The 26,669-nt window shown below is 40.1% G+C and carries 30 protein-coding genes and 1 tRNA gene; 9 read left to right on the top strand and 22 right to left on the bottom strand.

Annotation, left to right across the window (positions count from 1 at the left end; translation table 11 throughout):
- The first annotated feature begins 49 nt into the window (after window positions 1-49).
- Window positions 50-910, top strand: a complete 861-nt coding sequence (locus tag NSQ23_RS05255; RefSeq protein WP_339173516.1) for a hypothetical protein — start codon at window positions 50-52, stop codon at window positions 908-910.
- Here NSQ23_RS05255 and NSQ23_RS05250 read toward each other — a convergent pair.
- From NSQ23_RS05250 to NSQ23_RS05225, 6 genes are all read right to left on the bottom strand, one after another.
- Window positions 881-2,434, bottom strand: coding sequence for a rhomboid family intramembrane serine protease (locus tag NSQ23_RS05250; RefSeq protein ID WP_339173514.1), 1,554 nt, complete (start codon window positions 2,432-2,434; stop codon window positions 881-883). The two genes, NSQ23_RS05255 and NSQ23_RS05250, sit on opposite strands and share 30 nt — an antisense overlap.
- A 35-nt stretch (window positions 2,435-2,469) precedes the next feature.
- Window positions 2,470-2,661: a hypothetical protein gene (locus NSQ23_RS05245; RefSeq protein WP_171699728.1), complete on the bottom strand. Its 192-nt coding sequence runs from the start codon at window positions 2,659-2,661 to the stop codon at window positions 2,470-2,472.
- A gap of 70 nt (window positions 2,662-2,731) precedes the next feature.
- On the bottom strand, window positions 2,732-3,682 hold the full coding sequence (locus NSQ23_RS05240; RefSeq protein WP_035019479.1) for an L-lactate dehydrogenase: 951 nt from the start codon (window positions 3,680-3,682) through the stop codon (window positions 2,732-2,734).
- 160 nt (window positions 3,683-3,842) lie between these two features.
- Window positions 3,843-4,412 carry a 5-formyltetrahydrofolate cyclo-ligase gene (locus tag NSQ23_RS05235; RefSeq protein WP_077428770.1) on the bottom strand — a complete coding sequence of 190 codons (570 nt, stop codon included), beginning with the start codon at window positions 4,410-4,412 and terminating at the stop codon, window positions 3,843-3,845.
- A gap of 54 nt (window positions 4,413-4,466) precedes the next feature.
- On the bottom strand, window positions 4,467-4,616 hold the full coding sequence (gene rpmG / locus NSQ23_RS05230; RefSeq protein ID WP_004889517.1) for a 50S ribosomal protein L33: 150 nt from the start codon (window positions 4,614-4,616) through the stop codon (window positions 4,467-4,469).
- 80 nt (window positions 4,617-4,696) lie between these two features.
- Window positions 4,697-7,081, bottom strand: a complete 2,385-nt coding sequence (locus NSQ23_RS05225) for a sugar phosphate nucleotidyltransferase (RefSeq protein WP_339173511.1) — start codon at window positions 7,079-7,081, stop codon at window positions 4,697-4,699.
- 144 nt (window positions 7,082-7,225) lie between these two features.
- On the opposite strand from NSQ23_RS05225, the gene NSQ23_RS05220 reads away from it, so the two are divergent.
- Together NSQ23_RS05220 and NSQ23_RS05215 are read left to right on the top strand one after the other, a co-directional pair.
- Window positions 7,226-7,543, top strand: coding sequence for a hypothetical protein (locus NSQ23_RS05220; protein ID WP_339173509.1), 318 nt, complete (start codon window positions 7,226-7,228; stop codon window positions 7,541-7,543).
- Entirely contained in the window at window positions 7,540-7,953 is a 414-nt protein-coding gene (locus NSQ23_RS05215) for an endolytic transglycosylase MltG (RefSeq protein ID WP_339173506.1), read from the top strand. The genes NSQ23_RS05220 and NSQ23_RS05215 overlap by 4 nt, the downstream gene beginning before the upstream one ends.
- Window positions 7,954-7,982: 29 nt before the next feature.
- On the opposite strand, the gene phoU is transcribed toward NSQ23_RS05215, so the two are convergent.
- The 9 genes from phoU to NSQ23_RS05170 form a co-directional block, all read right to left on the bottom strand.
- Window positions 7,983-8,642: a phosphate signaling complex protein PhoU gene (gene phoU, locus NSQ23_RS05210; RefSeq protein ID WP_192952418.1), complete on the bottom strand. Its 660-nt coding sequence runs from the start codon at window positions 8,640-8,642 to the stop codon at window positions 7,983-7,985.
- A gap of 59 nt (window positions 8,643-8,701) precedes the next feature.
- Window positions 8,702-9,514: a phosphate ABC transporter ATP-binding protein PstB gene (gene pstB, locus NSQ23_RS05205; RefSeq protein WP_192948257.1), complete on the bottom strand. Its 813-nt coding sequence runs from the start codon at window positions 9,512-9,514 to the stop codon at window positions 8,702-8,704.
- A gap of 26 nt (window positions 9,515-9,540) precedes the next feature.
- The gene (gene pstA / locus NSQ23_RS05200) at window positions 9,541-10,422 is read right to left on the bottom strand and encodes a phosphate ABC transporter permease PstA (protein WP_339173502.1); all 882 of its coding nucleotides are present in this window, start codon (window positions 10,420-10,422) and stop codon (window positions 9,541-9,543) included.
- A gap of 2 nt (window positions 10,423-10,424) precedes the next feature.
- The gene (pstC, locus tag NSQ23_RS05195; protein WP_077428776.1) at window positions 10,425-11,375 is read right to left on the bottom strand and encodes a phosphate ABC transporter permease subunit PstC; all 951 of its coding nucleotides are present in this window, start codon (window positions 11,373-11,375) and stop codon (window positions 10,425-10,427) included.
- 75 nt (window positions 11,376-11,450) lie between these two features.
- On the bottom strand, window positions 11,451-12,413 hold the full coding sequence (locus NSQ23_RS05190; RefSeq protein ID WP_339173499.1) for a PstS family phosphate ABC transporter substrate-binding protein: 963 nt from the start codon (window positions 12,411-12,413) through the stop codon (window positions 11,451-11,453).
- A 113-nt stretch (window positions 12,414-12,526) separates the two neighbouring features.
- On the bottom strand, window positions 12,527-14,680 hold the full coding sequence (locus tag NSQ23_RS05185) for a penicillin-binding protein 2 (RefSeq protein WP_339173496.1): 2,154 nt from the start codon (window positions 14,678-14,680) through the stop codon (window positions 12,527-12,529).
- A 61-nt stretch (window positions 14,681-14,741) separates the two neighbouring features.
- A complete protein-coding gene (locus NSQ23_RS05180) occupies window positions 14,742-15,956 on the bottom strand; it encodes an MFS transporter (protein WP_339173493.1) in 1,215 nt (404 codons plus the stop codon).
- Between the two features lie 92 nt (window positions 15,957-16,048).
- Entirely contained in the window at window positions 16,049-16,657 is a 609-nt protein-coding gene (gene sodA, locus NSQ23_RS05175) for a superoxide dismutase SodA (protein WP_004889507.1), read from the bottom strand.
- 166 nt (window positions 16,658-16,823) lie between these two features.
- Window positions 16,824-16,897 (bottom strand) — tRNA-Ile (locus NSQ23_RS05170).
- Between the two features lie 143 nt (window positions 16,898-17,040).
- Here NSQ23_RS05170 and NSQ23_RS05165 point away from each other — a divergent pair.
- The 3 genes from NSQ23_RS05165 (at window position 17,041) to ispG (ending at window position 19,436) form a co-directional block, all read left to right on the top strand.
- Entirely contained in the window at window positions 17,041-17,808 is a 768-nt protein-coding gene (locus NSQ23_RS05165) for a DUF1189 domain-containing protein (protein WP_230456168.1), read from the top strand.
- 142 nt (window positions 17,809-17,950) lie between these two features.
- Window positions 17,951-18,262, top strand: coding sequence for a hypothetical protein (locus NSQ23_RS05160; RefSeq protein WP_004889503.1), 312 nt, complete (start codon window positions 17,951-17,953; stop codon window positions 18,260-18,262).
- 79 nt (window positions 18,263-18,341) lie between these two features.
- On the top strand, window positions 18,342-19,436 hold the full coding sequence (ispG, locus tag NSQ23_RS05155; protein ID WP_339173488.1) for a flavodoxin-dependent (E)-4-hydroxy-3-methylbut-2-enyl-diphosphate synthase: 1,095 nt from the start codon (window positions 18,342-18,344) through the stop codon (window positions 19,434-19,436).
- A gap of 21 nt (window positions 19,437-19,457) precedes the next feature.
- Here ispG and NSQ23_RS05150 read toward each other — a convergent pair whose 3' ends face one another.
- The gene (locus NSQ23_RS05150; protein WP_004889501.1) at window positions 19,458-19,790 is read right to left on the bottom strand and encodes a hypothetical protein; all 333 of its coding nucleotides are present in this window, start codon (window positions 19,788-19,790) and stop codon (window positions 19,458-19,460) included.
- Window positions 19,791-19,920: 130 nt separating this feature from the next.
- Here NSQ23_RS05150 and NSQ23_RS05145 point away from each other — a divergent pair, with 130 nt between their 5' ends.
- The gene (locus NSQ23_RS05145; protein WP_192953965.1) at window positions 19,921-20,496 is read left to right on the top strand and encodes a hypothetical protein; all 576 of its coding nucleotides are present in this window, start codon (window positions 19,921-19,923) and stop codon (window positions 20,494-20,496) included.
- A gap of 2 nt (window positions 20,497-20,498) precedes the next feature.
- Here the strand turns inward: NSQ23_RS05145 and NSQ23_RS05140 are convergent, their stop codons facing one another.
- The 4 genes from NSQ23_RS05140 to NSQ23_RS05125 are packed head-to-tail and all read right to left on the bottom strand — an operon-like array spanning window position 20,499 to window position 23,468.
- A complete protein-coding gene (locus NSQ23_RS05140; RefSeq protein ID WP_004889498.1) occupies window positions 20,499-20,924 on the bottom strand; it encodes a Fur family transcriptional regulator in 426 nt (141 codons plus the stop codon).
- Between the two features lie 6 nt (window positions 20,925-20,930).
- A complete protein-coding gene (locus NSQ23_RS05135) occupies window positions 20,931-21,764 on the bottom strand; it encodes a metal ABC transporter permease (RefSeq protein ID WP_339173484.1) in 834 nt (277 codons plus the stop codon).
- A gap of 14 nt (window positions 21,765-21,778) precedes the next feature.
- Window positions 21,779-22,534 (bottom strand): metal ABC transporter ATP-binding protein, encoded by a 756-nt coding sequence (locus NSQ23_RS05130; RefSeq protein ID WP_192953964.1) that lies wholly within the window; start codon window positions 22,532-22,534, stop codon window positions 21,779-21,781.
- A gap of 58 nt (window positions 22,535-22,592) precedes the next feature.
- Window positions 22,593-23,468 (bottom strand): YitT family protein, encoded by an 876-nt coding sequence (locus tag NSQ23_RS05125; RefSeq protein ID WP_192953963.1) that lies wholly within the window; start codon window positions 23,466-23,468, stop codon window positions 22,593-22,595.
- 114 nt (window positions 23,469-23,582) lie between these two features.
- Between NSQ23_RS05125 and NSQ23_RS05120 the strand changes: the two genes are divergently transcribed.
- Window positions 23,583-23,837, top strand: coding sequence for a DUF2624 domain-containing protein (locus NSQ23_RS05120; protein WP_004889494.1), 255 nt, complete (start codon window positions 23,583-23,585; stop codon window positions 23,835-23,837).
- Between the two features lie 22 nt (window positions 23,838-23,859).
- On the opposite strand, the gene NSQ23_RS05115 is transcribed toward NSQ23_RS05120, so the two are convergent.
- Both NSQ23_RS05115 and NSQ23_RS05110 read right to left on the bottom strand, forming a co-directional pair.
- Complete coding sequence (locus NSQ23_RS05115; RefSeq protein ID WP_064221250.1) at window positions 23,860-24,747, bottom strand: deoxyribonuclease IV; 888 nt, start codon at window positions 24,745-24,747, stop codon at window positions 23,860-23,862.
- 13 nt (window positions 24,748-24,760) lie between these two features.
- Entirely contained in the window at window positions 24,761-26,041 is a 1,281-nt protein-coding gene (locus NSQ23_RS05110) for a DEAD/DEAH box helicase (protein WP_192948250.1), read from the bottom strand.
- Between the two features lie 149 nt (window positions 26,042-26,190).
- Between NSQ23_RS05110 and vrrA the strand changes: the two genes are divergently transcribed.
- A complete protein-coding gene (gene vrrA / locus NSQ23_RS05105) occupies window positions 26,191-26,652 on the top strand; it encodes a VrrA/YqfQ family protein (RefSeq protein WP_339173482.1) in 462 nt (153 codons plus the stop codon).
- Window positions 26,653-26,669: the final 17 nt, after the last annotated feature.

Genomic DNA, 26,669 nt, shown 5'->3' with positions numbered 1-26,669 from the left:
CATATGCACATACATTTTTTATAAATGTAAGCTTGACCGGAGGAATAAGATGAAACGTTTATTATCGATATGCATATTTCTTTTGTCATTTGTCATCATCATACAAGCGTTTGAACGGCCAGCGCATGAAGCGATTATGTTTTTCCCGATCGATCCGACCGTTCACTTTACAACTGCCGAAACAAAATTATCACTACAGCCCAAAAAGAAGGAGACACGCTATGTCGTCGATTGGATCGTCACTTCATCGCTTGATCGAACTGCTTATCTTCGGCAAGATGTTTCGTTGTTATTTGCTAACGGAAGGCTTGTTGCTACACAAACAAAATGGAAGGAAAATGGAAAAAGTCTCATTCAGCAAAAACAGATCGAACAAAAAGGAAGTCGATTGTTTCAAGCCATTTCGTATCACCAAGGAGAATTGCATAGCGACAATGATATTCGGAGCAGTCAAAAAATGAGTGGGGATGTATTATACGTCGTCGACTCATCCTTCGCACCACTTCAATCGTTTCGTAAACCAACGACAGCCGAACAAAAAACATGGGCCAACACATTAAATAAACAAACACAAACGATCGTGAACAAAACCGCTAATCAAATGGGGAACATATTGCCAGCAGACGATTATTACCATTTGTATTTACCGGAGCTCGTTCAATATAATGAGCAACCGTTTATGGATTTGACAACAAATGAAACGGAAATGATGATTGGAAACTTATGGGAAGGGTTGTACAAAAATTATTTTTTAGGCATAAAAAAACAGAACGGTTCGATTGAATCTCCAATCGGTAGCACCGTTCCGCTTATTTTAATCAAAAAGGATTACAGTAAACTGTTTGTCGTAACAGAAACAGCAGACGGAGAACTCGTCATATTAAAGCAACTGCTCGAGTTCAAGCAATAATCGTTGATATTGCTCATTATTTGGTTCAAGCTGCAACGCACGCTCTGCAGCTTGTTTTGCTTTTTCATAGTTTTTTTCTTCCGCATATAATAACGCTAAATAATAATACGCTTCATGAAAACGGTCGTTTTTTTCGATGGCATCATATAAATATTGTTTTGCATCATCGTAATCTTTTTGTTGTATGTGAATATAGGCACGCAAAAAATCTGCCTTATATGCTTCAGCATCTTGTTCATGAATGAGTGTTAACATTTGCTCTGCTTGGCCGTATTCTCGTTCATCAATATATTGCTTGGACAACGCAAGAATGAGTTGTGCTTGATCTGCTGGCGGTCGTTGAAAACCAATATATAAGCAAATAAACGTAACGACCGCTGTGAACAAAGCAGCAAACCATTGTCCAAAGCGAACACGTTCCTTTGGGAAATGAACGATATTTGCCGCTAAAAACCCACCAATTAAACCGCCAATATGACCTGCATTATCAATATTAGGAACGACGAGACCGAACGCTAAATTGATGCCGATGACAGTGATGACGTTCATTCCAATTGTTCGAAAAAATATGTGCGGTTTTGCTTTTCCGAAGTATAACAAAGCCCCAAAACATCCGAAAATGGCACCAGACGCCCCGGCAGATACGGATGATGAAAATAAAAAACTAGCAAGCGAACCTGCAAAACCAGCGAAAAGATAAATAAATAAAAAACGAAACGAGCCGTACAATTTTTCAACAAGTGGGCCTAAATAATATAGCGCAAACGTATTCATGAACAAGTGTAAAAAGCCGATATGCAAAACAATAGGGGTGAAAAAGCGCCACCATTCTCCTTGCAAAATAAGCGGATTAAACTTTGCGCCGTATTGAATGAGCGTCAACGTATTTGTACTTCCACCGTTCCATTCTAAAATAAAAAACATCACTATTTGTAAAGCAATAAACACATATGTAAATCTCGCTTTTCCACGTTCAAATATGCGCCGTTCATTTTCATACATGCGCTCTGCAAATGATAACACGTGTTGTTTAAACGTTTGTAATTCTTGTTGCAACATTGGAGAATCATCAGGTACGTACACTTTTAATGATTGATGGAACTGCGTGCTTAGCTTATGCAAGACGTCATACATATTGTAAAGATGCATCACATATGTTTGCATATGCACTCGCCCAGTCGTGAATGGTCGCTGAACATACAGTTCCCAATCGTCAACAGGGGGATACATCATGACATAAACGTTGATGACTTGCAGTTGGCGGCGAAATTGTCGCTTGCGCCATTCATCAACAGCGACTAGCGCGCGATTCATATCATTTTTTAATGACACACCCCAATCCATATCAGTGCGAACAAGGCGTACAAGCGGCGCTTTTCGTTCCCTCGTAGATTGCAACCAAACCTCCCGCTCATCAGGTGACAAATAAACGATTTCATAGTTCATCTGTAACAATTGAAACATCATTTGCCAATATACAAAATCAAAGCGAATGCCCAACCTTCCCTCTCCCTTCGCTATCATACCCTTCTTTTATCACACTCTCTTACAAAGCGCAACTATTTGTACTTTTGTAAAAATAATGTAGGAACAATGCGCTGGCGAATAAACGGAACGGACATTCCCCATTGTACCACTCGTTTTTGAACCGCTTCTCGTTTCAATATTTCGTTCAATAACCGATAACGAAACTGATAAAGAACGAGCCCTGCCATAACGGCAACGATCAACGTTTTTCCATTCAATATCATCACCCTCCTCATATTTACCGTTCCCTTTTCGTGTTGAAATTATAAAAAGGTTGCCTCATCATGAGACAACCTATTGCAATCCAACGCGCTTCATCACATCTTTTAATACAGTTGCAGAATGAGTAAATTTTTCTTTTTCCTCCTCGTTCAATTGTAGTTCAACAACTTCACGAATACCGTTGCGATTTACGATCGCTGGTACGCCAATGTACATATCATTTTGACCATATTGGCCTTCTAAGTAAGCTGAAACAGTAAGAACGCTGTTTTCATTTTGTAAAATCGCTTTTGTTAAACGAACAAGTCCCATGGCAATACCGTAATATGTTGCACCTTTTCGCTCAATAATTTGATACGCTGCATCGCGTACATTCACAAAAATGTTATCTAAATCTTCTTGTTTATATTGTGGCTTTTCTTTCATCATATCGGCAATTGGGCGGCAACCGATGAATGCATGGCTCCAAACAGGCAACTCCGTATCACCATGTTCCCCAATAATATAAGCATGTACGTTGCGCGTATCCACATCGAAATATTCACCTAACAAATAGCGGAAGCGAGCTGTGTCTAAAATTGTACCTGAACCGATGACACGCTCCTTTGGTAACCCTGAAAACTTCCATGTCGCATATGTTAAAATGTCAACCGGATTTGTCGCAACAAGGAAAATGCCATTGAATCCGCTTGCCATCACTTGATCAATAATATTTTTAAAGATTTTTGTGTTTTTTTCCACTAAATCTAATCGTGTTTCCCCTGGCTTTTGATTTGCCCCTGCCGTTAACACAACAAGATCTGCATCTTTGCAATCTTCGTAATTGCCAAACCAAATTTTCGTTGGGGATGGCGCAAACGGCATCCCATGGTTTAAGTCCATCGCATCTCCTTCTGATTTTTCTTTATTAATATCAATGAGAACAAGTTCTTCTGTCACTCCTTGGTTTAAAAGGGCAAACGCATAACTTGAACCAACAAAACCTGTTCCAACTAAAACAACACGATTTACTTTATTTGACATTTTTCTTCCACCTCTCGTATATATCATTTTACAATATGTGCATTGTTTATCTGTTTCATACTTACATTGTACACTGTTTCACAAAGCTTATAAGGCATGAATTATTAACATTTTGTTAATTTTTTCTCCTGTACAATATGAAAGCGCTTATGCTGTTTTATTATTCGTTTTCACAAACAACAATTCCTTCGTTTGTAATAATCATTTGGACAGGGATGTCATGCTGTTCAACCGGCAACGTAGAGACGATTTGACAATCATATGCAAGGGAAATTGTATCGTTTGGAAAATCAACTAAATATCGATCATAATATCCCCCACCATAGCCAAGGCGATATCCTTTACGAACAAAAGCAAGACCTGGAACAAATAGGAGCTCGATTTCATGTTTTTGCACTTCTCTCGTTTCTTCCACAATCGGTTCATATAAATCGAAAAAAGAGCGTTCCGTTTCTTGAAACGAACGAATTTCGCGAAACGTCATTTGTTTTGTTGTTACATCGCATTTTGGAATGGCAACTTTTTTCCCTTCTTGCCATGCTCGTTCAATGATACATTTTGTATCGATTTCGATTTGTTGTGAGATCGTAATACCGATCACTTGTGCCGTTTGCCAAAGATGTTGGTGAAATAATATATCGTGAATGATGTTCTCCTTTTTCTTGCGTTCTTCTTTTGTCATATGTAAGAGACGTTGTTTTATTTGTTGCCGCAATTGTTTCTTATTCATTAACCTTCCCCCTCTTTCATAAAAAAATAAGCAGCAGGAAAAAAATCCTACTGCTTACTTCGTTTCACGATGAACTGTTGCTTTTTTGTCTCGTGGGCAATATTTTTTCAATTCGAGGCGCTCTGGGTTATTGCGCTTATTTTTTGTTGAAATATAGTTGCGTTCGCCGCATTCTGTGCATGCTAACGTAATATTTACACGCATCGTTCTTTCCCTCCAAACAAAAGTATTGTAATCACACCTTTCCATCATATCATTTTTCTTAAACAATTTCCATATGAATTTTATACGTTTTGATATTGCCGAATTTTCTTTATATAGTATTTCGTATATTCTTTTGCTTTTTGAGCATTTGCTGCTTGTGAATAAATCGTTAACGTTGGTTCATCTACTTTCGGTAAAATGAGCGTCCATGCTCCATCTTCATGATATACTTTCATGCCATCTGTAAAATCTACATGCTTGTCATACGATTCTTCTAACAATTTACGCATAACAGCCGCCCGTTCATCCCATGGGCAATGAACATCACGGCATGATAAATGAATAGTTGGAATAGACGACACAATGGTACGAAGCGAACAACGTTCAATCGCTAACAAGTGCAATAGTTGTACACATGCATACAATCCATCGAAATAAAAATGAAACGGCTCATGATGATGTGCAAGCAAAAAATCTCGTCTCGTATCTTTTACATAAACAATATCTCCATATAACCGTTCTGCTAATGTGTGTAACGCAGACGGTGCCCAAGCAGGAACGGCTACTTTTTTCGTTTCGCTAAATAAAAGAGATGTGAGCACATGCAACGAAATCATTTCTTCTTTCGTCAATGTGATTCCTTGCCCGTCAAACATTCGAAAACGTTCCCCTGAATAGTCAAACACGATAGCAAATTGGGCTTGTTCTTGCTCGATTAGTTTCCGAATGTGTTCATCATCACGCTCTTTTGTCCAAACAACTTCTATCGCGAACAACAGAAGTGTGCGTTCAATGGTATGCTTCAATAAAGGAGAACTAGCGACGACAACTTTCCATCGCTCCGATGAAGAAAAAGAAATCGCTTGACGCAATGCGCGAATATACATTTCATCGTTCTCTTTTTGTTTCATTGCTTCGCCAATTTGAGCCACTGACATGTGATGTTCATGTTTCATTCGTTGTTCAATCGCGCGTTCCATCGTGCAATCAATGGGAAATCCTTGTTCATCGTGTATGTCAATAACTACTTCATCATGTTCGTTCAACGTCACAAATACGCCACCACGATATTGTTTATGAGAAAGAATATAACGAAAAGCAGGCAAATATCCCCCCTCATATACATTTGTGTACATACCGTACATATGCAAACATTGAGCAAACAACGATCCGAGCGCCTGAGACAACGGGTGATTGTCATAGCCCATTAATATGTGACTTCCTTTTTCATGTAGACTGCTATATGCTGAAGCCAACTGTGTGATAAACATCGGATGAGCATCAACATGAGCGCGCATGCTGATCCCATTTTGGCGAAACAATACGTTTGGGCATTGTTCACCCCATACAATTGAACCTTTCACTTTCGTTTTTTCTGCAATTGTTTTATTCGGCCAAATTTTAGCCGCATGTTGCACTTTCACTTTATTTTTTAATTTGCACTTTGCCCCAATGACCGCATAATCAAATATTTCATTTTTTTTACCGATATACACATCATTTGCTACAACTGCTCCCCGTAATTCACTATGTTCATCAATATAAACATTGGACCAAACAATCGATCGCTTTAACGATGCGTATTTACTAATAACTGAACGTGAGCCAACCACCGTATATGGTCCGAGTGTTGCATAGGCATCAATGCGCACATCGTCCCCAATAAGAATCGGTCCTTCTAATTTTACCTCTTGTGCAATGTTCACTCGCTCACCGATCCATACATCAGGAGCTATTTCTTTGTAATGAGAAGAAACGAGACGTTGATTTAGTAAATCAACATGTGTTTGATGATATTGTTCAATGATACCAATATCAGACCAATATCCATCCGCCTCATATCCGTATATTGGGTACTCTTGTTGAATGAGATGTGAAAAAATATGTTGACTAAAATCGTAAGGTGGATGTTCAGGCATATAATTAAAAATCGCTGGATCGCAAATGTAAATGCCTGTATTGACTAAATCGCTACACACTTCATTCCATTTTGGTTTTTCTACAAAATGAATCACTTTTCCGTTTCGATCTGTCACAATTCCACCGTATGAAAGAGGAGTCGCTTCGTGGTGCATAAGAACGGTAACTAATGCTTGTTTGGAAAAATGGAAATTGATTGCCTGCTGCAAATGAATTGTCGTCAACGTATCTGCACTAATAACAACAAACGTATCGTCTAAAAAAGACTGAGCATGTTTTACGCTCCCTGCCGTTCCAAGGGGCGTCGTCTCTTCAAAGTAATGAAGATGTACACCGAATCGACGTCCATCACCAAAATATTCAATAATTTCATCACTTAAATATTGAACGGTTACAGCAATATCCGTAATTCCGTGATGTTTTAACCATTCAATACTATACGCCATCACAGGTTTATTCATAATCGGTACGATCGGTTTCGGAACATGACAAGTTAACGGACGTAACCGTGTTCCTCTTCCCCCTGCCATAATGACCGCTTTCACAACATATCCCCCCCAAGTGAAAGCACACTTTGTTCCATCATATCATGACAATACTATGCGGACAATATACGAAAATTGTCGATTTGACATGAAAATGATGCATGATCGCTACATTCCTATGTATAATAAAGTGGGGTGACAAACATGATCGAATATACATTGATTGGACTCATTTCTTTTGCAATCATACTATTGCTTATTTCTTTCTTTCAAAAAGATCGTGTAAAAGAGGTAGAAGAACAAGTAGAGCAACTCACATTATCGACGATGCAACAATTGTACGAAATAAAAAAGCGAGTTAAAGCGCTTGAAGAAGAGCTGCTTGTCGGAATGGAGTTGTTTTCAACTGAAGAACAAATATGGCATCTACATAAGCAAGGTTGGACAAAAGAACAAATTGCCCGCAAACTCAACATGCCGATAGATGAAGTAAATATTGTGATCGCGAGGAATAAACGATGAGAAAGACAACACGTGCATTTGCGGTTGGAATGTTGTTTGCCACAACGATACTTGCTATCGTTCATTACACGAATGACAAGCAGTATACTATCATCAGCGAACAGCAGTATGAACAAATCGTTGCTGAACGAAATGAACTCGCTGAAAAACTCGAAAAACAAAAAAAAGAAATTGAAAAAACAACACCATCTCAAAAAGAAAAAGTGTACATTTATACGTTAACGATTGCCAAAGGAGAGGCAAGTCGCGACGTTGCTAACCGACTTGAACAAGCGCATATTATTGATGACGCGCAATCATTTTTAACATATCTCGATACACATCAATTGACGCGTGCGCTACGCCCTGGAACGTATGTTGTTACAAGTGACATGTCATATGAACAAATCACAAAAAAAATCACAAAATAAGGATGTCCGCTGTTGGACATCCTTTTCATTTAGTCGTTTAAATCGTAATGTTTTCCCTTTACTAAATAAAATACGTTCTCAGCGATGTTTGTCGCGTGATCTGCAATGCGTTCAATGTAGCGAGCCGTAAACGATAGTTGCGTAATTTGTGACATCGCATCTGGATGTGCTTTTGTGCGCTCGAGCAATTCCCGAATCGTTTCGCCGTACAAACGATCAACTTCATCGTCCATGTCAGCCACTTTTTTCGCCGTAACGACATCTTCTTCGTAATACGCTTTTAACGTTAACGAAAGCATATTTACTGCGATTTCATGCATTTTTTCTAACTTATTTAACGAGATGACAAACGGCTGCTCACCGATTCGAATGGCTGATTTTGCAATATTGACTGCAAAGTCCGCCATTCTTTCAACGTCCGTTGCAATTTTAATCGCAACAATAATGCGGCGTAAATCAATTGCGACCGGTTGTTGTTTTGCAATTAGTAAAATCGCAAAATCGTTAATTTCCTCATCAAGTAGATCAATTTTTGTATCGTTCTCGAGCACTTGCAATGCTAAATCGCTATTTTTTGTTTTTAACGCTTCAAACGACTGCGTTAATGCGATTTCTGCAAGACTTCCGAGCTGCAATAATTGGTCGCGCAACGTTTGTAAATCGTAATCAAATTTTTCACGTACAGCCATATTCACTCCCCCTTTTTATCATTTTGAAAAAATCGTGCGAGCGTACCCGCACGATTTTTTTATCCGAATCGACCTGTAATGTAATCTTCTGTTCGTTTATCGTCTGGATTGGAGAATAACTTATCTGTATCGCTATACTCGATCACTTCACCGTTTAAGAAAAAGGCTGTTTTATCAGAAATACGAGCAGCTTGTTGCATGTTATGTGTAACGATAATAATGCTGTAATTTTTCTTTAACTCCTGTACAAGTTCTTCTACTTTTAATGTAGAAATTGGGTCAAGCGCAGATGTTGGTTCATCCATTAAAATAACATCTGGCTCAATCGCTAAACAGCGCGCAATACATAAACGTTGTTGTTGTCCGCCCGATAATCCGTATGCGTTCGTATGCAAGCGATCCTTTACTTCGTCCCAAATCGCTGCACCGCGCAAACTTTTTTCAACGATTTCATCTAAAATTTTCTTGTCGCGAATGCCGTGAATGCGCGGACCGTATGCAACGTTGTCATAAATCGATTTCGGGAACGGATTCGGCTTTTGGAATACCATGCCGACTTGTGTACGCAATTCTTCCACACGATACGATTTATCAAAAATATTGCGACCGCGATACGTAATTTCCCCAGATGTACGTACATTCGGTACAAGTTCAATCATTCGGTTTAGCGTTTTAATATATGTCGATTTTCCACAACCTGACGGACCGATAATTGCTGTTACTTCATTTTCGTAAATATCTAAGTCAATATTTTTTAACGCATGATGTTCGCCGTACCATAAGTTTAAGTTTTTCGTCCGATACACAACATTTCTTTCTCTTTGTTCTTCAGACTGTTTATTTTTACGTTCTTTCACAACTGTTAATTCCATTAATCAGTTCCCCTTTCAACGCGCAATTAATAACGTTTTTGAAACTTGTTGCGAATGAAAATAGCAATCGAGTTCATAAAGATTAACACAACGAGCAACACGACAATTCCCGCTGCTGCTACATGTTGAAAGTCAGCTTGTGGGCGTGACGTCCAGTTGTAAATTTGCATCGGCATGACAGTAAATGTATCGAGAATGTCCTGTGGCAAGTACGCCAAAAATGTCGGAATACCTAAAACAACGAGCGGCGCAGTTTCACCAATTGCACGTGACAGCGCCAAAATGCTACCTGTTAAAATACCAGGAATGGCCGCTGGAAGAACGATGCGATAAATCGTCTGCCATTTTGTTGCCCCCATACCATACGATGCTTCACGCAATTGATTTGGCACAGCGCGAATAGCTTCTTGTGCTGCAACGACGATAACCGGGAGAACGAGCAAACTCATTGTCAAACCTGCTGCTAAAATGCTTCGACCTAAATTCAACTCGCGAACGAAAATCGTCAAACCAAGCAAACCGAATACGATCGATGGAACACCTGCTAAGTTAGAAATGTTCGTTTGAATAAAATCAGTGAACCGACTTTTCTTTGCATACTCCTCTAAGTAAATCGCTGTTCCAACCCCGAGAATAAGGGAAACAGGAGCAACGATCACCATCAACCAAAGTGAACCGACCAACCCCGCTTTTATCCCTGCTTTTTCCGGACGACGAGACGGGAAGTTATTTAAAAAGTCCATGTTTAGCCAGCCAAGTGCTTGAGTGAGTATCCGATATAGAAGGACGACGAGAACAATCAATCCGAATAATGTCGCTAAGAAAAACAGAAATTTTAACACATTATTGCGTAACAGACGACCGTTCATATGTTGAACGACACGTTGTTTATCAATTAATTTTTCCATGATTAATACTCCTCCCTAAAGCGACGAGAAATGTATTGTGCGAGTAAGTTCATGGCTAATGTGAACACGAATAACGTCATCCCGACCGCATAAATGCTGTAATAAACTGTTGTTCCATATCCAGCATCTCCCGTTGTCACTTGAACAATGTATGCTGTTAACGTTTGAATCGATTTTGTCACATCAAACGTAAAGACTGGAGACGAACCACCCGCTACTGCTACAATCATCGTCTCACCGACAGCACGAGAAATCGCCAGCATAAACGATGCCGCAATACCTGACGTCGCTGCAGGAAGGACGACTTTTAACGCCACTTCTAACTTTGTTGATCCGAGACCGAGCGCTCCTTCACGAATGGAGTTTGGTACGGAACTCATTGCATCTTCAGATAAAGAAGCAACCATTGGAATAATCATAATTCCCATGACAATTCCTGGGCTTAACGCGTTAAAAATCCCGAGATCTGGAATGATCTTTTGTAAAAGAGGTGTGACGAACGTTAATGCGAAAAATCCGTACACAATCGTTGGAATTCCCGCCAACACTTCTAATATCGGTTTTAATACTTTTCTTGCTTTTTCAGACGCATACTCACTCAAGTAAATCGCTGAAGCTAAACCGATTGGGATGGCTACAACCATCGCAATCGCTGTCGTTAAAAGCGTTCCTGTCACGAGCGGAGCAATGCCGAACGAACCTGTTTTTTCATCCCATGGAAGCCATTCTTTACTCGTTAAAAATTCAACGATTGATACTCGTTCAAAGAAAATAAATGTTTCAAATAACAATGTAAATAAAATGCCGATTGTCGTTAAAACCGAAATGGTAGCTGTTAATAGTAACAATTTTGGCATGAACCATTCCATAAACTGTTGTCCGCTTTGTTTTTTCTTATTTTCTTTAATCATTTCACGGACGGAATATGAACGATTCCCATCTGTCATCGCCATAATGTGAAAACCCCTTTCCAAATTCATGGCAAGATGAGAAGCGACTGTGGTGTCGCTTCTCATCTTTACGTTTCGTTATTTCAATCCTTCAAGCTTTTTCAATTGCTCATCATATTTTTCTTGTGGAAGCGCTACATATCCAACTTCTTCAGCAAACTCCGCACCGTTCTCTAATAAAAATTTCGCGAAATCATATACTTGTGGCTTTTCTTTTAACGCCTTTACGCTTACATACGTAAATAATGGGCGAGAAAGTGGTGCATACTCACCGCTTTGAATTGTTTCATGCGTCGGTTCTACTGGACCGTTTCCGTTATCAATTGGTACAGCTCTCAACTTATCTTTATTTTCAGTGTAGTATGCAAATCCGAAGTAACCGAGCGCATTTTTATCGCCTGCAATTCCTTGAACAAGTACGTTATCATCTTCAGATAATTGCGCTGTTTTGTTTAACGGTTGTCCATCTAAAATGACTTCATCAAAGTAATCAAACGTACCAGAGTCGTGTCCCGGTGAGAACAATTTAATTTCTTCATTTGGCCATTCTGGACGAATGTCTGACCATTTGACTTTGTCATTACCGTTTACCGCACCGGATGTAAAAATTTTCTTTAGTTCATCAACTGTTAAATAATCAACCCAGTCGTTATCTTTATTTACTAAAACAGAAAGACCGTCGAATGCAACTTGGAGCTCTTCAAATTGAATACCGTTTTGCTCAGCAGCTTTCTTTTCTTCATCTTTAATTGGACGAGAAGCGTTTGAAAAGTCTGTTTCTCCTTTTGTAAACTTTTCAAATCCGCCACCTGTTCCGGACAAACCAACAGATACTTTGACATCTGGTTGTTCACCCGCATACGCTTCAGCGGCAGCTTCAACAATCGGATAAACAGTAGACGATCCATCTACAACAACGTTACCGCTTAATTGCTCTCCGCCATTTTCGCCGCCTTGCTCAGCGCCGCCACCACATGCTGTCGTAAATGCTAATACAGCGCTTGTTACACTTGCGAGTGCAAACCATTTGTTTTTATTCATCTTTTGATTTCCCCCTACTTTTTCATTAGTTTTTGTCCCACGAGTTATAGAATAATGGAAAGGTATTAAATTCGTTTTAAACAAATGTTAAGCTTTTGTAAATTCGCTTTCTTTTATCTTTCCATTGTTTGTTCATCATTATTCAACGGTTCAGTAGAGGGTTGCTCTCCGAATTGGCGCTTTGTTTTCAATTCAAAATATGCATCTAAAATTTTTCTTCCAATGTAATTATTGATCGGATAATGGTTTCTCGGATTTTGATATACCCAAGGCACAACAACAGCAAACGCCACTTCCGGATTGTTGTACGGAGCGAAGCCAACTAACGTCAAATTGTATGTTGACGTCATCCGTCTCGACTTGATCGGTCCATCATAAAACGCCTGTGCGGTTCCTGTTTTTCCTGCTGGATCATAAGGGGCGTTTGCGAAAAAGGCACGCGCTGTTCCGTGTGAACCGTGCATAACGCGATAAAATCCTTCACGCACGCGCTCAATATACTCCGTTTTCATATCAACTCGATTTAACACTTTCGGCTCAAACGAATAAATGACATTTCCCATTTCATTTTTTTCGCTAATCGGTTCGCGAATTTCTTTTACGACATGTGGTTGAATGCGATATCCACCGTTAGCGATCGTTGAAACGTATTGCGCCATTTGAATTGGCGTGTATACATCAAACTGCCCAATAGCTAAGTCAAGTAAATGCCCTGGAAGCGTACTTTGTCCAGGCCATCCGATAATTTCCCCAGGCAAATCAATCCCTGTTCTCACACCTAAACCGAACTGATTAAAATATCGCCGCATAATCGAAAACGCTTCTTTTTTAATCGGCAACGGTTGATGCGGACGATATGTAGAACCTGCGATCGCAATAGCTGTTTTAAACATATAAACGTTTGACGACATTTCAAGCGCTTTTAAATCGTTCATCGGTCCCGGACGAATACCGCTATGCGATTTTTTCGGTTTAGTATCCTTAATATATAGCGGTTCATCAGTAAGCACTGTACCAGGTCGAATGACGCCGGTTTGAAAACCGGTTAAAACAGTAGCACCTTTCACTGCTGATCCCATCGCATAAGCAGATGTGATTGTTCCAAGGGCATAATCTTTGAACACTGCTTTCCCATTCTCATCACGTGTATACAGTTTCCCAGCTAGCGATAAAATCTCTCCCGTATTCGGGTCCATCATGACAACGAAAGCGCGATCAAGCAATTCGGTTCCACCGCGCCGTTTCATTGCCGTCAATTCTTCTTCAATAATTTGCTCGACGCGTTTTTGTAGCTCCATATCGATCGTTAAAACGATGTCTTTCCCACGTTGTCCTTGCGATATTTCAATCGTTTCAATAATATTCCCCGCTTTATCGGTCACATTTTTTATTTTTGCTTTTTGTCCGCGCAACACATCTTCATATTGAGCTTCAATGTAACTTTTTCCGACGCGGTCATTTCGGCTGTAATCGCGCGCTAAATAGTAGTCAAGCTTTTCACGCGGTAACCCTTCTTCCGATGATGTAATATTTCCCAGCACGGTACGAAACGTATCACCAAATGCATAATGACGATCCCAATCTGTCGTTACATCTACCCCTGGCAATTCTTCTAAATGCTCGCTAACAACCGCATATTCTTCATTCGTTACCCCTTCATTTTTAATCATTTGTGGCGTCAACGCGTATCCACTATTCATTTCCCGAAAAATAGCGACAACTTCAAGCTCCTTTTCTTTAATTGCTTTTACATCTTCTTCTGTAATGCGCTCAAGTTGCAGTCGATAAATATCTTTATCTCCCAACTTTTTAGCGCGAAACTGTTTCCATTCTTCTTCTGTAATTTTTTCTTTCGCCTTCTCCTCATTTGTTAAAATCCAATAATCTTTTATATCTCGCTCTGTCACACGATCCGTCGGCTTTTCAATATACATTGCTAACTTTTTTGCTACTTCAATCATTTCCGAAGGTTTTGTTGTTTGCGAGCGCGTATACGTGATCGCATGAAGTGGCTCGTTATCGACGACGACTTGATAGTTGCGGTCATAAATTTTTCCGCGCGGTGCTGGTGTATTGACTGTAACATTTTCTGTGCGCTCAACTTCTTTCCGATATTGTTCACCGTAAACAATTTGAATGACACCTAATCGTAAAATAAGCGCAGAAAACAGTAAAAACACAACAAAAAACAATACGTTTAGTCGAAATGGCAACTGCATTCTTTTTTTCTTTTTCTTTACATTTTTAGCTTGTTGTATTTGCTTCAAAACAGGCGAGCACCTCCTTTACTTGCTCCTTCCCCATTGTAAAAGAAACGCTCGCAAATTTCTACATTGAAAGTCGAATGTGCCGCACAAAAAAATAAATGATGAAATGACCAGATCCAACAATTAACATTAATAATGGAATCGCCTCTTTTGCATCAAATAACGTAATGGCTAATAAAAACAATAAGACAGACGTTGCACGGCCACCGTTCAAAAATAATTCTCTCATCACAATATATTCAATGCGCCACTCCTTTGCATGATTGCTTTGTCCAATGACGTCAAATGTAAGCGACAAATATGGGACAAGCAAAATCGGATAACCAACAGCAATAAGCGCACCGTATACGATCAGTTTGAAGTAGGATAAATCGAACACGAGCAAAAATACAGAAGCATACAATAGCACGCCACCAAATAAAATGGCATGCAGTCGCCAGCGTTGCTTTATATATTTAGAGGCAAGCGAATACGTAATAAACGAAACGACCGCATTGACGAAACCAAATACGCCAAGTGCTTTTTCTGTTCCTGTTGCCATAAATAAGAAAATAGAAACGATAAACACAAACGTTCCTTCCCGAAATCCTTGAAAAAAGTGAGCGTTTGTAATCATTCTCCAATTTTTATTTTTCTTTCGTTCGGCATACGCACGTTGTAACATGAAACGGCCTGCAGATTGCCTCCGATGTACAAAAAAGCTACATACAACAGCTGCAATAAATAAACATAAAGAGGATAAAAAAATCGCCATATACCCCGTAAACTTCTCACTTGAAGCGATGACCCATCCAGCAATTGGGGGGCCGATCATTCCTGCCACAGATGTCATTGCTCCAAGCAATCCATTAAATAAATCGCGCGTATTTGGCTCAGTAATTTCAAATGTTAAGACGTTAAATGCAAGCCAATAGAAACCATAACCAACACCAAGCAAACCACCAAGGAAAAACAAATGATCCATCGCTCGATTTCCACTGAATAATACGACTAAAAAAAAGAGTGCCAAAAACGTCACGCCCATTCGTAAAACGATGACGCGATCAATTTTTTTGGCGATTTTCCCAGCAACGATAAATGCAAGCGGCTGCCATGTGACAATCGCTAAATTGTACACACCTAGGGCATGAAAACTGTTCACTTTTTTCCAAACATATACGTTTACAAACGTATTGGACAAAGCGATGCTAAGAGAATACAATCCGCCGATTGCTAGTAAAAGAAACAATTGGCGATGTGTGTGAATGTACGCAATGATTCGTTTCCATCTGTTCATAGGCAAACTCCCTTTCTTGACAGGTAGTTTGCCTACTCTTTTGTAGCGATATGCAAAAAGAGCTCGACAAAAATTTGCCGAGCTCTTCCTCATTATTTTGCTGCTGCGTAACGTTTCGCAACTTCGTCCCAGTTGACAACATTCCAAAACGCTGAAATATAATCTGGACGACGGTTTTGGTATTTTAAGTAGTATGCATGCTCCCATACATCTAATCCTAAAATTGGTGTTTTACCTTCCATTAATGGTGTATCTTGGTTTGGTGTACTTGTTACCTCAAGCTGACCGTTGTGCACAACAAGCCATGCCCAACCAGACCCAAAACGTGTTGCAGCCGCCTTTGAAAATTCTTCTTTAAACTTTTCAAAGCTGCCGAATGTATTGTTAATTGCTTCAGCTAATTCACCTGTAGGCTCACCGCCACCATTTGGTGAAAGAATTGTCCAAAAGAGCGAATGATTTGCATGCCCTCCTCCGTTGTTACGAACGGCTGTACGGATGTTTTCTGGTACTTCGTTTAAATTAGCCATTAGCTCTTCGATTGTTTTGCTTTGTAATTCTGGATGACCTTCAAGCGCTGCGTTTAAGTTTGTTACATATGCGTTATGATGTTTCGTGTGATGAATGTTCATCGTTTCCTTATCAATGTGTGGTTCTAACGCATCGTAAGCATAAGGCAATTGTGGTAATTCAAATGCCATACTTCATTCCTCCTCATTTATTATGTAATTGGTCACAAATGAAACCGATAAATGATATTTAGAAACAGAAAAGTTTCATAAGTGAACCTACTTTAAGAGTACCAAAATAAAACGAATGTTTCAAATTATTTGCAAAAAAACTCGCTAATTCACTTAGCGAGGAAAATGGACCCTGCAGGACTCGAACCTGCGACCAGACGGTTATGAGCCGTCCGCTCTAACCAGCTGAGCTAAGGGTCCGTCATATTCGATGGTAATTTTATCAAAAAAGTCACATACCGTCAATACGTGCAAATGGTGAAACAAAATGGTTGTGTAGCGAACATAAAAAGAAGTAGAATGGGAATGATGATGCGTAAAGGATGTAAAGGATGTGAATGATCATGTGGAAACGGTTGTTACGAAGTCTTTATTCGCCCATACATATTGCCCGCTTTCGCTTTCATCCGATTGGAAAAGCGATTGGCTACGTATTCTTTTTATCGCTTATTGCAACGTTGCCGATTGCCATTTATTTTATAATAAGTATAAACAAAACGATCGACTCAACGCGCGAACTATTGGGCGAGGAGCTTCCCCCATTTGAAGTTGTCGATGGCATATTGATATCGGACGAAAAAAAAACAATTGAGCTCATACATCCTGATGTGACTATTTTATTAGATAGCACAGGTACATTAACTACCGATGACGTAGCGCGCTACACAAATGCAGTGGCGTTTTTAAAAGAAGACTTTTCGCTCGTTGTAAATGGCCACGTTCAATCGTATCCGTATGCCGTCATGCAAGTAGATCGCTTTACAAACAAAGACGTATATGAATTTACACGCACGTTGCAATCATTACTTCCTATCGTCATTTCACTATCATTTTTTGTTTTATACTTTTTCACATGTACAAGCAAATTCCTTTACGTTACCGTTCTCGCATTCATCGGTCTTATTTTCCGTGAAACATTAAATAAGCGCGGGACGTACCGTCATATGTGGAGCATTTCCGCCTACTCCATCACGCTAGCAACAGTCTTTTTTACCATTATGGAGGCATTACAGATTGTCGTTCCATACGCTGTCGCGTTAGATTGGTTCGTTTCTATTACCATTTTGTTCGTGTCTATTAAAGAACTTCCTTCCGTCAAAGAAGCAGGCTGATACGCCTGCTTCTTATAGTTCAAATGATGAATGGGATGTTAAACAAATGTGAAGTGATGTAAAAGAAGTGTAATTTTTGTGCATATATGATAAGGACAAGCCATATGCATGAAGAAAGAAGAACGACAGGTGGGGAAATAGGATGAAAAAAGTAGTTACCCTTCTTATCTTCATTGCTATATGTGCGATTGCTTACCATGATGTAACAGACGGAACGATTCATACGATTCGTGCGGAAAAAACGAACAAGCGGACGAACGAATTACCTTATCGCGAAATAACCGTCCAACGTGGCGATACGCTCCTCTCCATTATCGAACGTGAAATGAACGGTAAATTGCCTGTACCCATCGATCAACTCATTACTGATTTTCAAGCGCTCAATCCACATGTAAATGCGCATTCCCTTCAAGCTGGCAAAACGTATCGTATTCCACTCTATAAACAGAAATAGCAAAAACATTGTCAACAAATAAGAAACATTGCTACAATAAAGAATGATTTGATTAATACGTTAAAGGAGCGATTGACGCGTGAGTGAAATCATTCATCGTTCGAAAACCCGCCCTGTTCGTGTTGGAAACATTACAATTGGCGGGAATAATGAGGTTGTCATTCAAAGCATGACGACAACAAAAACGCATGACGTCGATGCGACTGTTGCCCAAATTCATCGACTTGAAGAAGCTGGATGCCAAATTGTTCGCGTCGCTTGCCCAGATGAAAGAGCAGCAGATGCGATTGCTGAAATAAAAAAGCGCATTAATATTCCACTCGTTGTCGATATTCATTTTGATTATCGCCTTGCTTTAAAAGCGATTGAAAACGGGGCGGATAAAATTCGCATTAATCCAGGAAATATCGGGAAACGCGAAAAAGTTGAAGCGGTCGTTAAAGCAGCGAAAGAACGTGGCGTACCGATTCGCATCGGGGTCAACGCTGGTTCACTTGAAAAGCGCATTTTAGAAAAATACGGCTATCCTACTGCAGATGGGATGGTCGAAAGCGCTCTGCATCATATTCGCATTTTAGAAGACCTCGATTTTCAAGACATTATCGTGTCATTAAAAGCTTCCGACGTTCGTTTAGCGATTGAAGCATACGAAAAAGCCGCTCGTGCATTTGACTATCCGCTACACCTTGGGATTACGGAATCGGGTACGTTATTCGCAGGAACGGTAAAAAGTGCTGCGGGACTTGGTGCGATTTTAAGTAAAGGAATTGGTAACACCGTACGTGTATCCCTTAGCGCCGATCCTGTCGAAGAAGTAAAAGTGGCTCGCGAGTTGTTAAAAGCATTCGGTCTTGCGGCGAACGCCGCAACGTTAATTTCTTGTCCGACGTGCGGGCGAATCGAAATTGATTTAATTAACATTGCAAATGAAATTGAAGAGTATATTGCCCAAATTAAAGCGCCGATTAAAGTAGCGGTTCTCGGCTGCGCAGTAAACGGGCCCGGAGAAGCGCGCGAAGCTGACATCGGCATCGCAGGGGCACGTGGAGAAGGATTATTGTTCCGCCACGGGAAAATCGTTCGTAAAGTACCTGAAGAGACGATGGTGGAAGAGCTGAAAAAAGAAATCGATAAATTAGCGGAAGAATATGCCTCGAAAGGGAAACAAAAATAAGAGGGGACATTCCCCTCTTATTTACAAAAATCGGACGAAAAAGCTTAAAATGATGGAGACAGCACCAATTCCAATCGCCCACGCCCCTAACGTTTCCGCTCCTCGACGGCGAGCGATAAATCCGAAAATAATGCCGGCCGCCCCCATAATGACTGGCATAAGGAAAAGAGAAACAATCGATAAAGCAAGTGCAAGCCAGCCAACGCCACGACCGTCTTCTCCACGCTCTACTTCTCGATCAGAAAATCGAATCGGCTCAGCAATTTCACCTGCTGTTTCTTCCATAAAATCTTGCTCAATGTTTGGAACCGTATCTATTCGTGCGTTGTCATACGCTTGACGCTCATTGTCCATAACAATTCCCTCGCTTTCGTAAAATGAGGAGCACTATTATTATGCAATAAGCGATACGTCATTATAGATGTTACTTTATGTCAATGTTATAATGGGCAAGAAGCACCCGACATGAAAGGATGAGCAAACAATGATCAAGCAACGATTTGGAATCGATATTGATGGAACAGTCACATGTCCAAGTGCGTTTATTCCATATTTAAACAAATCATTCCGAAAAAATTTAACGCTCGATGATATTACTGACTACGATTTAGTTCCTTTTTTAGATACGACAGAAGAAGAACTGAACGAATGGATGGAACGATATGAGCCGATCATTTATAGCGAAGCTCCTCTTGCGAACGGAGCACTAGAGGTCATTAATAGCTGGAAAGATGAATATGAGCTATATTACATTAGTGCACGAGGTCGTCACTTATATGAAATAACAGAAAAATGGTTTCAACAACAAGGCGTTCATTATCATCATATTGAGCTTATCGGTTCGCACAATAAAATTGAGGCTGTGAAAAAATACAACATCGACATTTTTTTTGAAGATAAATACGATAACGCATGCGACATTGCGGAACAATGTATGATCCCTGTCATTTTATTTGATACTCCTTACAATCGTGGTCCGCTACCAAAAGGAGTCATTCGTGTGTACAATTGGCATGAGGCAAAACAACAAGTAGAAAAGTTGCTTACAACAACAAGCTGACATTACACGTCAGCTTGTTGTTTACACATCGGACACGTGCCGTACACTTCAAATTTATGTCCTGAAATGGCGTATCCTTGCAAGTCTTCCGCTAATTCATTCATCGGACACGTAACAAGTTCTTTCGTTTTGCCGCACGTCATGCAAATAAAATGGTGGTGGTGATGGCTCATGTTGCATGTAAACCGAAAATGCTTTTCTCCAGATAGCTCAGTCATTTCTAAAATACCGAGCTCAACGAATAGTGCCAGGTTGCGATAAACGGTATCAAAACTAAGTCCAGGATACCGATCTTTCATCACATCAAGCACATCTTTTGCAGTTAAATATTTATCTGTTTTCGCAAACAATTCAAGCATTTCCTCGCGCTTCCCTGTATACTTAAATCCCTTTTCTTTCATTAATCGTAGCGCTTCAGAAACGTTCACGCTTCTTCATCCTCTCTTCCATTTTTTCCACATGATTGATCCAATTAATATGCAAACCGCTAGCAAAACAATTGTTCCACCGGGAGCTAAGTTTAAATAATAGGAAAGAAATAGCCCAACAATGACCGCAAATTCACCGAACAAAACGGAAAACCATAACGCCTGTTTAAATCCTTTCGCTATTCGAATACTTGCGGCAACAGGAAGCGTCATGAGTGACGAAACAAGCAAAATGCCGACAATTCGCATCGACGCACCAATGACAAGAGCGACTAGCACAATGAAAACAAAATGGAGCGACTTTACTTTTACTCCCGATGCTTGTGCATATTCTTCGTCAAATGACAAAATAAACCATTCTTTATAAAACAGAAAAATGACGGTAAGCACAATGAAAAAAATGATGCTAATCGTCCATACGTCCGTTCGGCTTACTGCGCTTACACTTCCGAATAAATATGAGAACAAATCTGTATTAAAGCCATCCGCAAGCGAAATGAAAATGACGCTTAAACCGATCCCTCCTGATAAAATGATCGGAATCGCTAATTCTTGATAATGTTTATATACCGTACGCAGTTTTTCAATAAATAACGAACCGACAACAGAAAAGGCCATGCCAATATAAATCGGGTTTAATGTTGCAAACGTAAAAAATTTTTTTTGCACAAGTAAGCTTGCTGCAATTCCTGCTAGTGTAACATGGCTTAACGCATCAGCAATAAGCGATAACCTTCTGACGACAATGAACACACCTAAAAGAGGGGCAATAAATCCGATCAATATACCGACAACAAACGCGTTTTGCAAAAACTCATATTGAAATAAAGCTTCTAACATACACACCCCCCTTTCTACGAATGGTCATGAGCAAGTAAATGAAGATGATGCCCATAAAAGGATGCGACATCTTCTGCTTTTAACTGTGCAAACTGCTGCACACTACCATGAAAATGTAAATGTTTGTTTAAACATGCAACATGCGTCACCTTTTCCGTAATTGTTCCGACATCGTGAGTAACAAGAAGCAACGTCATATGCTGTTGTTTATTTAATCGGTCAAGCATATCGTAAAAACTTTGCACATGATGTACATCAACCCCGACAGTCGGTTCATCTAAAATTAAAAACTCTGGTTGCGATACGATGGCCCGAGCGATAAATACACGTTGTTGTTGACCGCCCGAGAGCTCGCCGATATTGCGTCGGATAAATGGGCTCATGCCAACTGCATCAATCGCTTCATATACCGCTTTTTCGTCCTTTTTACTTAACCGACGAAACAAACCGAGCTTTCCTGTTAAACCGCTTGCGACAACTTCATATACGGTTGCAGGAAATCCAGTATTAAAACTGTTTGCTTTTTGAGATACAAAACCGATTTTATGCCAATCTTTAAACTGCTCAATCGGCGTGCCGAACAAAAAAATTCGCCCCGTTTGTGGTTTTAGCAATCGTAAAACACATTTTAACAATGTCGATTTCCCTGACCCATTCGGACCAACTAAACCGACGAACGCGCCTTTTGGAATACGAAAATTAATATGTTGCAATACATCTTCATCATCATACCGAAACGAAACATCTTCAACACGCAAAATATCGTCCATCGTTTGACCACCTTAATTCAAAATGATTCCGATTCATAGTATAGCGCATTTATTTTCATTAATGAATAGCAGACTTAAATTTCGCCCCACGTACTTCTTGTGTGTTCATAATGGTAATAAAAGCATTTTCGTCAATTTCGTATACAATCGACTTCAGCTTCGTCACTTCTAAACGTGTCACGACCGCATAAATGACTTCTTTTTGCTCGTCCGTATATCCGCCTTTTCCCATCAACTTTGTCGTCCCGCGTCCGAGTCGATTTAAGATTGCATCCGACACTTCTTCATAACGGTCTGATACGATCAAAACTGCCTTTGTTTCATCTAACCCTTGAATAACCGTATCAATCGTCTTAAAAGCGATATAATAAGTCAAAACAGAGTACATTGCTTGCTTCGGTCCGAATACAAACGCAGCCCATGTAAAAATAAAGATGTTTGTAAACATAACAAACTCACCGACAGAAAACGGAAATTTTTTCGTCATTAAAATACCTAAAATTTCTGTTCCATCTAACGAACCTCCATGACGAATAACAAGTCCCACACCCGCACCAAGAATCGCTCCGCCAAATACTGTTGCTAAAATGGAATCTGTTGTAAATGGGGATACATGGTGAAACAATCGTTCCATCACAGCTAACATAACGATAGAATATAGTGAGGAAAGCATGAACGTTTTTCCGATCTGTTTATAACCAAAATACACAAATGGTGTATTCAACAAAACGACAAGTGTCGCAAAGTTCAACCATGCGTAATTTGGAAGAATGCGATCAAGAATAAGGGAAATACCGATTATCCCACCGTCAATGATTTCATTTGGCACTAAAAACAGCTCGATGGATACCGCTGCAAGCGTGGCACCAATCGTCATCATCACAAGACGATACAACAAATGGCCAATCGTCTCTTTTTTATGTTGTCTTTTCATCCAAATCCCCCTTCTTTATGTTGTCTTTTCATCCAAATCCCCCTTCATCTATTTTATTATATCATTGCACACCTTCCTTTTCCCGCTCATATCGTAAACAAGGAGGGATGTTACGTGAATGTATATCATAAAATCGTCCAACATAAAATGAAATCCATTACCGCAAATGAGTTGATGATGTATGCAAAAGAATATAACGTTTCGCTTTCACCGAAAGATGCGGAAACGATTGTTCAAATGATGCGCGAGAAAACGATTGATGTGTTTAACGAACAAGCGAGAAAAAATTGGATTCGCGAACTCGCCCATCGCACATCACCACAACTCGCCAAGCAAGCCAATGAGTTCATTCGTCAATTTATACAGTAAGAAGGCTGCCGATGACAGCCTTCTACTCAACAATTTTTTCACGAACATTTGGATCGAATTGTTGTGCACGCAACATAGCAATTTCGAATTTATATGGCGGCTTCGCAGACGTTTTCTCACCGACATATGGCGTTTCTAAAATTTTTGGCACGTGCGTAAGCTGTGGGTGATGCACTATATAATTGAGCGCATCGAAACCGATATAACCAAAGCCGATATTTTCATGACGGTCTTTACGGCTTCCACAAGCATTTTTACTATCATTAATGTGCAATACTTTGAGACGGTCAAGCCCAATGATGCGATCGAATTCATCTAATACTCCGTCAAAATCATGAACAATATCGTACCCGGCATCGTGCGTGTGGCACGTGTCAAAGCAGATAGACAATTTGTCGTTATGTGTCACACCGTCAATGATTTTCGCTAACTCTTCAAAACGACTTCCACATTCTGACCCTTTTCCCGCCATCGTCTCTAAAGCAATTTGTACTTGTTGGTCAGTTGTAATTACTTCGTTTAATCCTTCGATAATTTTTTCAATTCCTGCTTCAATACCTGCGCCAACGTGCGCTCCCGGGTGAAGAACAAGCTGCTTGGCGCCAATTGCTTCCGTTCGTTCAATTTCTGAACGTAAAAAAGAAACACCTAAAGAAAATGTATCGACATTAGTCGTATTACCGATATTAATAATGTACGGGGCATGTACAACAATTTCATCAATCCCATGTTCTTTCATATGGGCAAGTCCTTTTTCAATGTTTAGCTGTTCGATTGGTTTCCGTCTCGTGTTTTGTGGCGCTCCGGTATAAATCATAAACGTATTTGCCCCATACGATACCGCCTCTTTACTCGCGGCTAGCAACATCTCTTTTCCGCTCATCGATACGTGCGAACCAATTTTTAACACGTTCTTCTCTCCCTTATTTCTTTTTCGCTCTTTGTTTTTTCAACTGCTCTCGCAATTTTTTCTTATATCCTGGTTTTACTTTCTTTTGTTTTTTCGCTATTTTTTCAACGAGTTGTCCCACTTCATCGACTTTTTTCTCTTTTTTCCGTCCGTTCCATGCATCAAGTTCGATCCATTCACCTTGACGCAAATCACGATGGAGAAAATGAATCCCTTTCTTTTCTAACTTAACTAACGCATGTTGATCGGATGCTTCATAAATCGTTGCAGCAATCCCCTCGTAACCTGCACGTCCTGTTCGTCCAGCACGATGAACGTAAAAATCTAGGTCTGACGGCAATTCATAGTTAATGACGTGACTGACGCCTTCAATGTCAATTCCGCGCGCCGCTAAATCAGTTGCAACAATATATTGAAATTGCAAATCACGAATCGCTTTCATCATTTTTTTCCGTTCACGTGGTGATAAATCTCCGTGTAACACACCTACTTTTAATCCTTTATCAATTAAGCCATTCGCCACCTCGTCAGCTGTTTTTCTTGTATTGACAAAAACAAGCGCTAAATATGGGTTGTAGCTCACTAATACATCATGTAAAAGTTGTAAACGGTCGCGATGACGAAGTGGGATTAAAATGTGTTCAATCGTTGGTGCTGCGATCTGTTTTGGGGCGATATGAATATGAGTCGGATTCTCCATATACTTTTTCAAAAACGGCTTCAACCTCTCTGGAACAGTAGCAGAAAAGACGAGCATTTGTAAATCTTCAGGCATACGACCCGCGACGCGATCGACATCTGCAATAAACCCCATATCAAGCATCACATCCGCTTCGTCAACGACGAGCATGCGAGCCGTATGAACAAACAACGCTTGTTCGCGAACGAGATCGTCAATGCGCCCCGGTGTACCAATGACAAGATGAGGTTGTGTTTTCAGTTTTTCAATTGAACGTAACTTATCTGTTCCACCGACAAAACAGCGTGCTATAATGCGATGATCGTTCGGGCAAAACTTTGTGATTTTTAACACTTCATGATAAATTTGCGTTGCCAATTCACGCGTCGGTGCAGTAATAACCGCCTGTACTTCAGCTACACGCGGATCAATGCGCTGAATGATCGGCAACAAATAAGCATGTGTCTTTCCTGTTCCCGTCTGTGACTGGCCGATGACGCTTTCACCACGCAACACGGCTGGAATGACACGCTCTTGAATCGGTGTCGGTTTATGGAATTTTAAATGTTGAATCGCCTCTATAATAAACGGATGAAACGGAAAACGCTCAAACATCGTTTCTCATCCCCTTTCTCAGTTCAATAAAAAAATAGACCAGTTACATATTATATACGAACATCAACCGTTCATTCAACTATATGAGCTTTCTTGCATATCGTAATATAGATAAATAAGCATAACACATAAAGAGAGGAGGAACTTCATTGCGACGTCCATTTATGTTTCCACCTTCACATCCACCGATGCCATCTATGTGGCAGCAACCAATGATGTGGCAAGCGCAAGGAGGCATGTTTTCACGATTGTTCGGCAGCCAACTCCCTACACAAGCTTTCGGTGCTCAAGGAGCATTACCGAGCATTGATTCGATGTTAACAAATGTACAAAAAATGTTAAACATGGTCCAAACGATTACCCCGATGGTGCAACAATACGGTCCACTCATTAAAAGCGTACCATCGATGATGCGAATTTTTCGCGAATTGAAACAATCTGACAACATAAACGAAACAACTGAAACAGCCAATGCAACAAGTGCAGCAACAACGGAGAAGCAAATAGAGCAAAAAATACCGAGAAAACAACGCCCCGTTCCAACAATAAAGGAACAAAAAAAACAACAAACGGATGAAAAAGGGAAATCTGTTCCGAAACTATATATTTAACTTTTGTATGTTCGCTT

The sequence above is a fragment of the Anoxybacillus sp. FSL W8-1294 genome (assembly GCF_037965005.1).
In the GTDB taxonomy this organism is placed as follows: domain Bacteria; phylum Bacillota; class Bacilli; order Bacillales; family Anoxybacillaceae; genus Anoxybacillus; species Anoxybacillus flavithermus_G.
The sequence above is the reverse complement of the archived record's forward strand: the minus strand, read 5'-3'. Positions and strand labels throughout refer to the sequence as shown.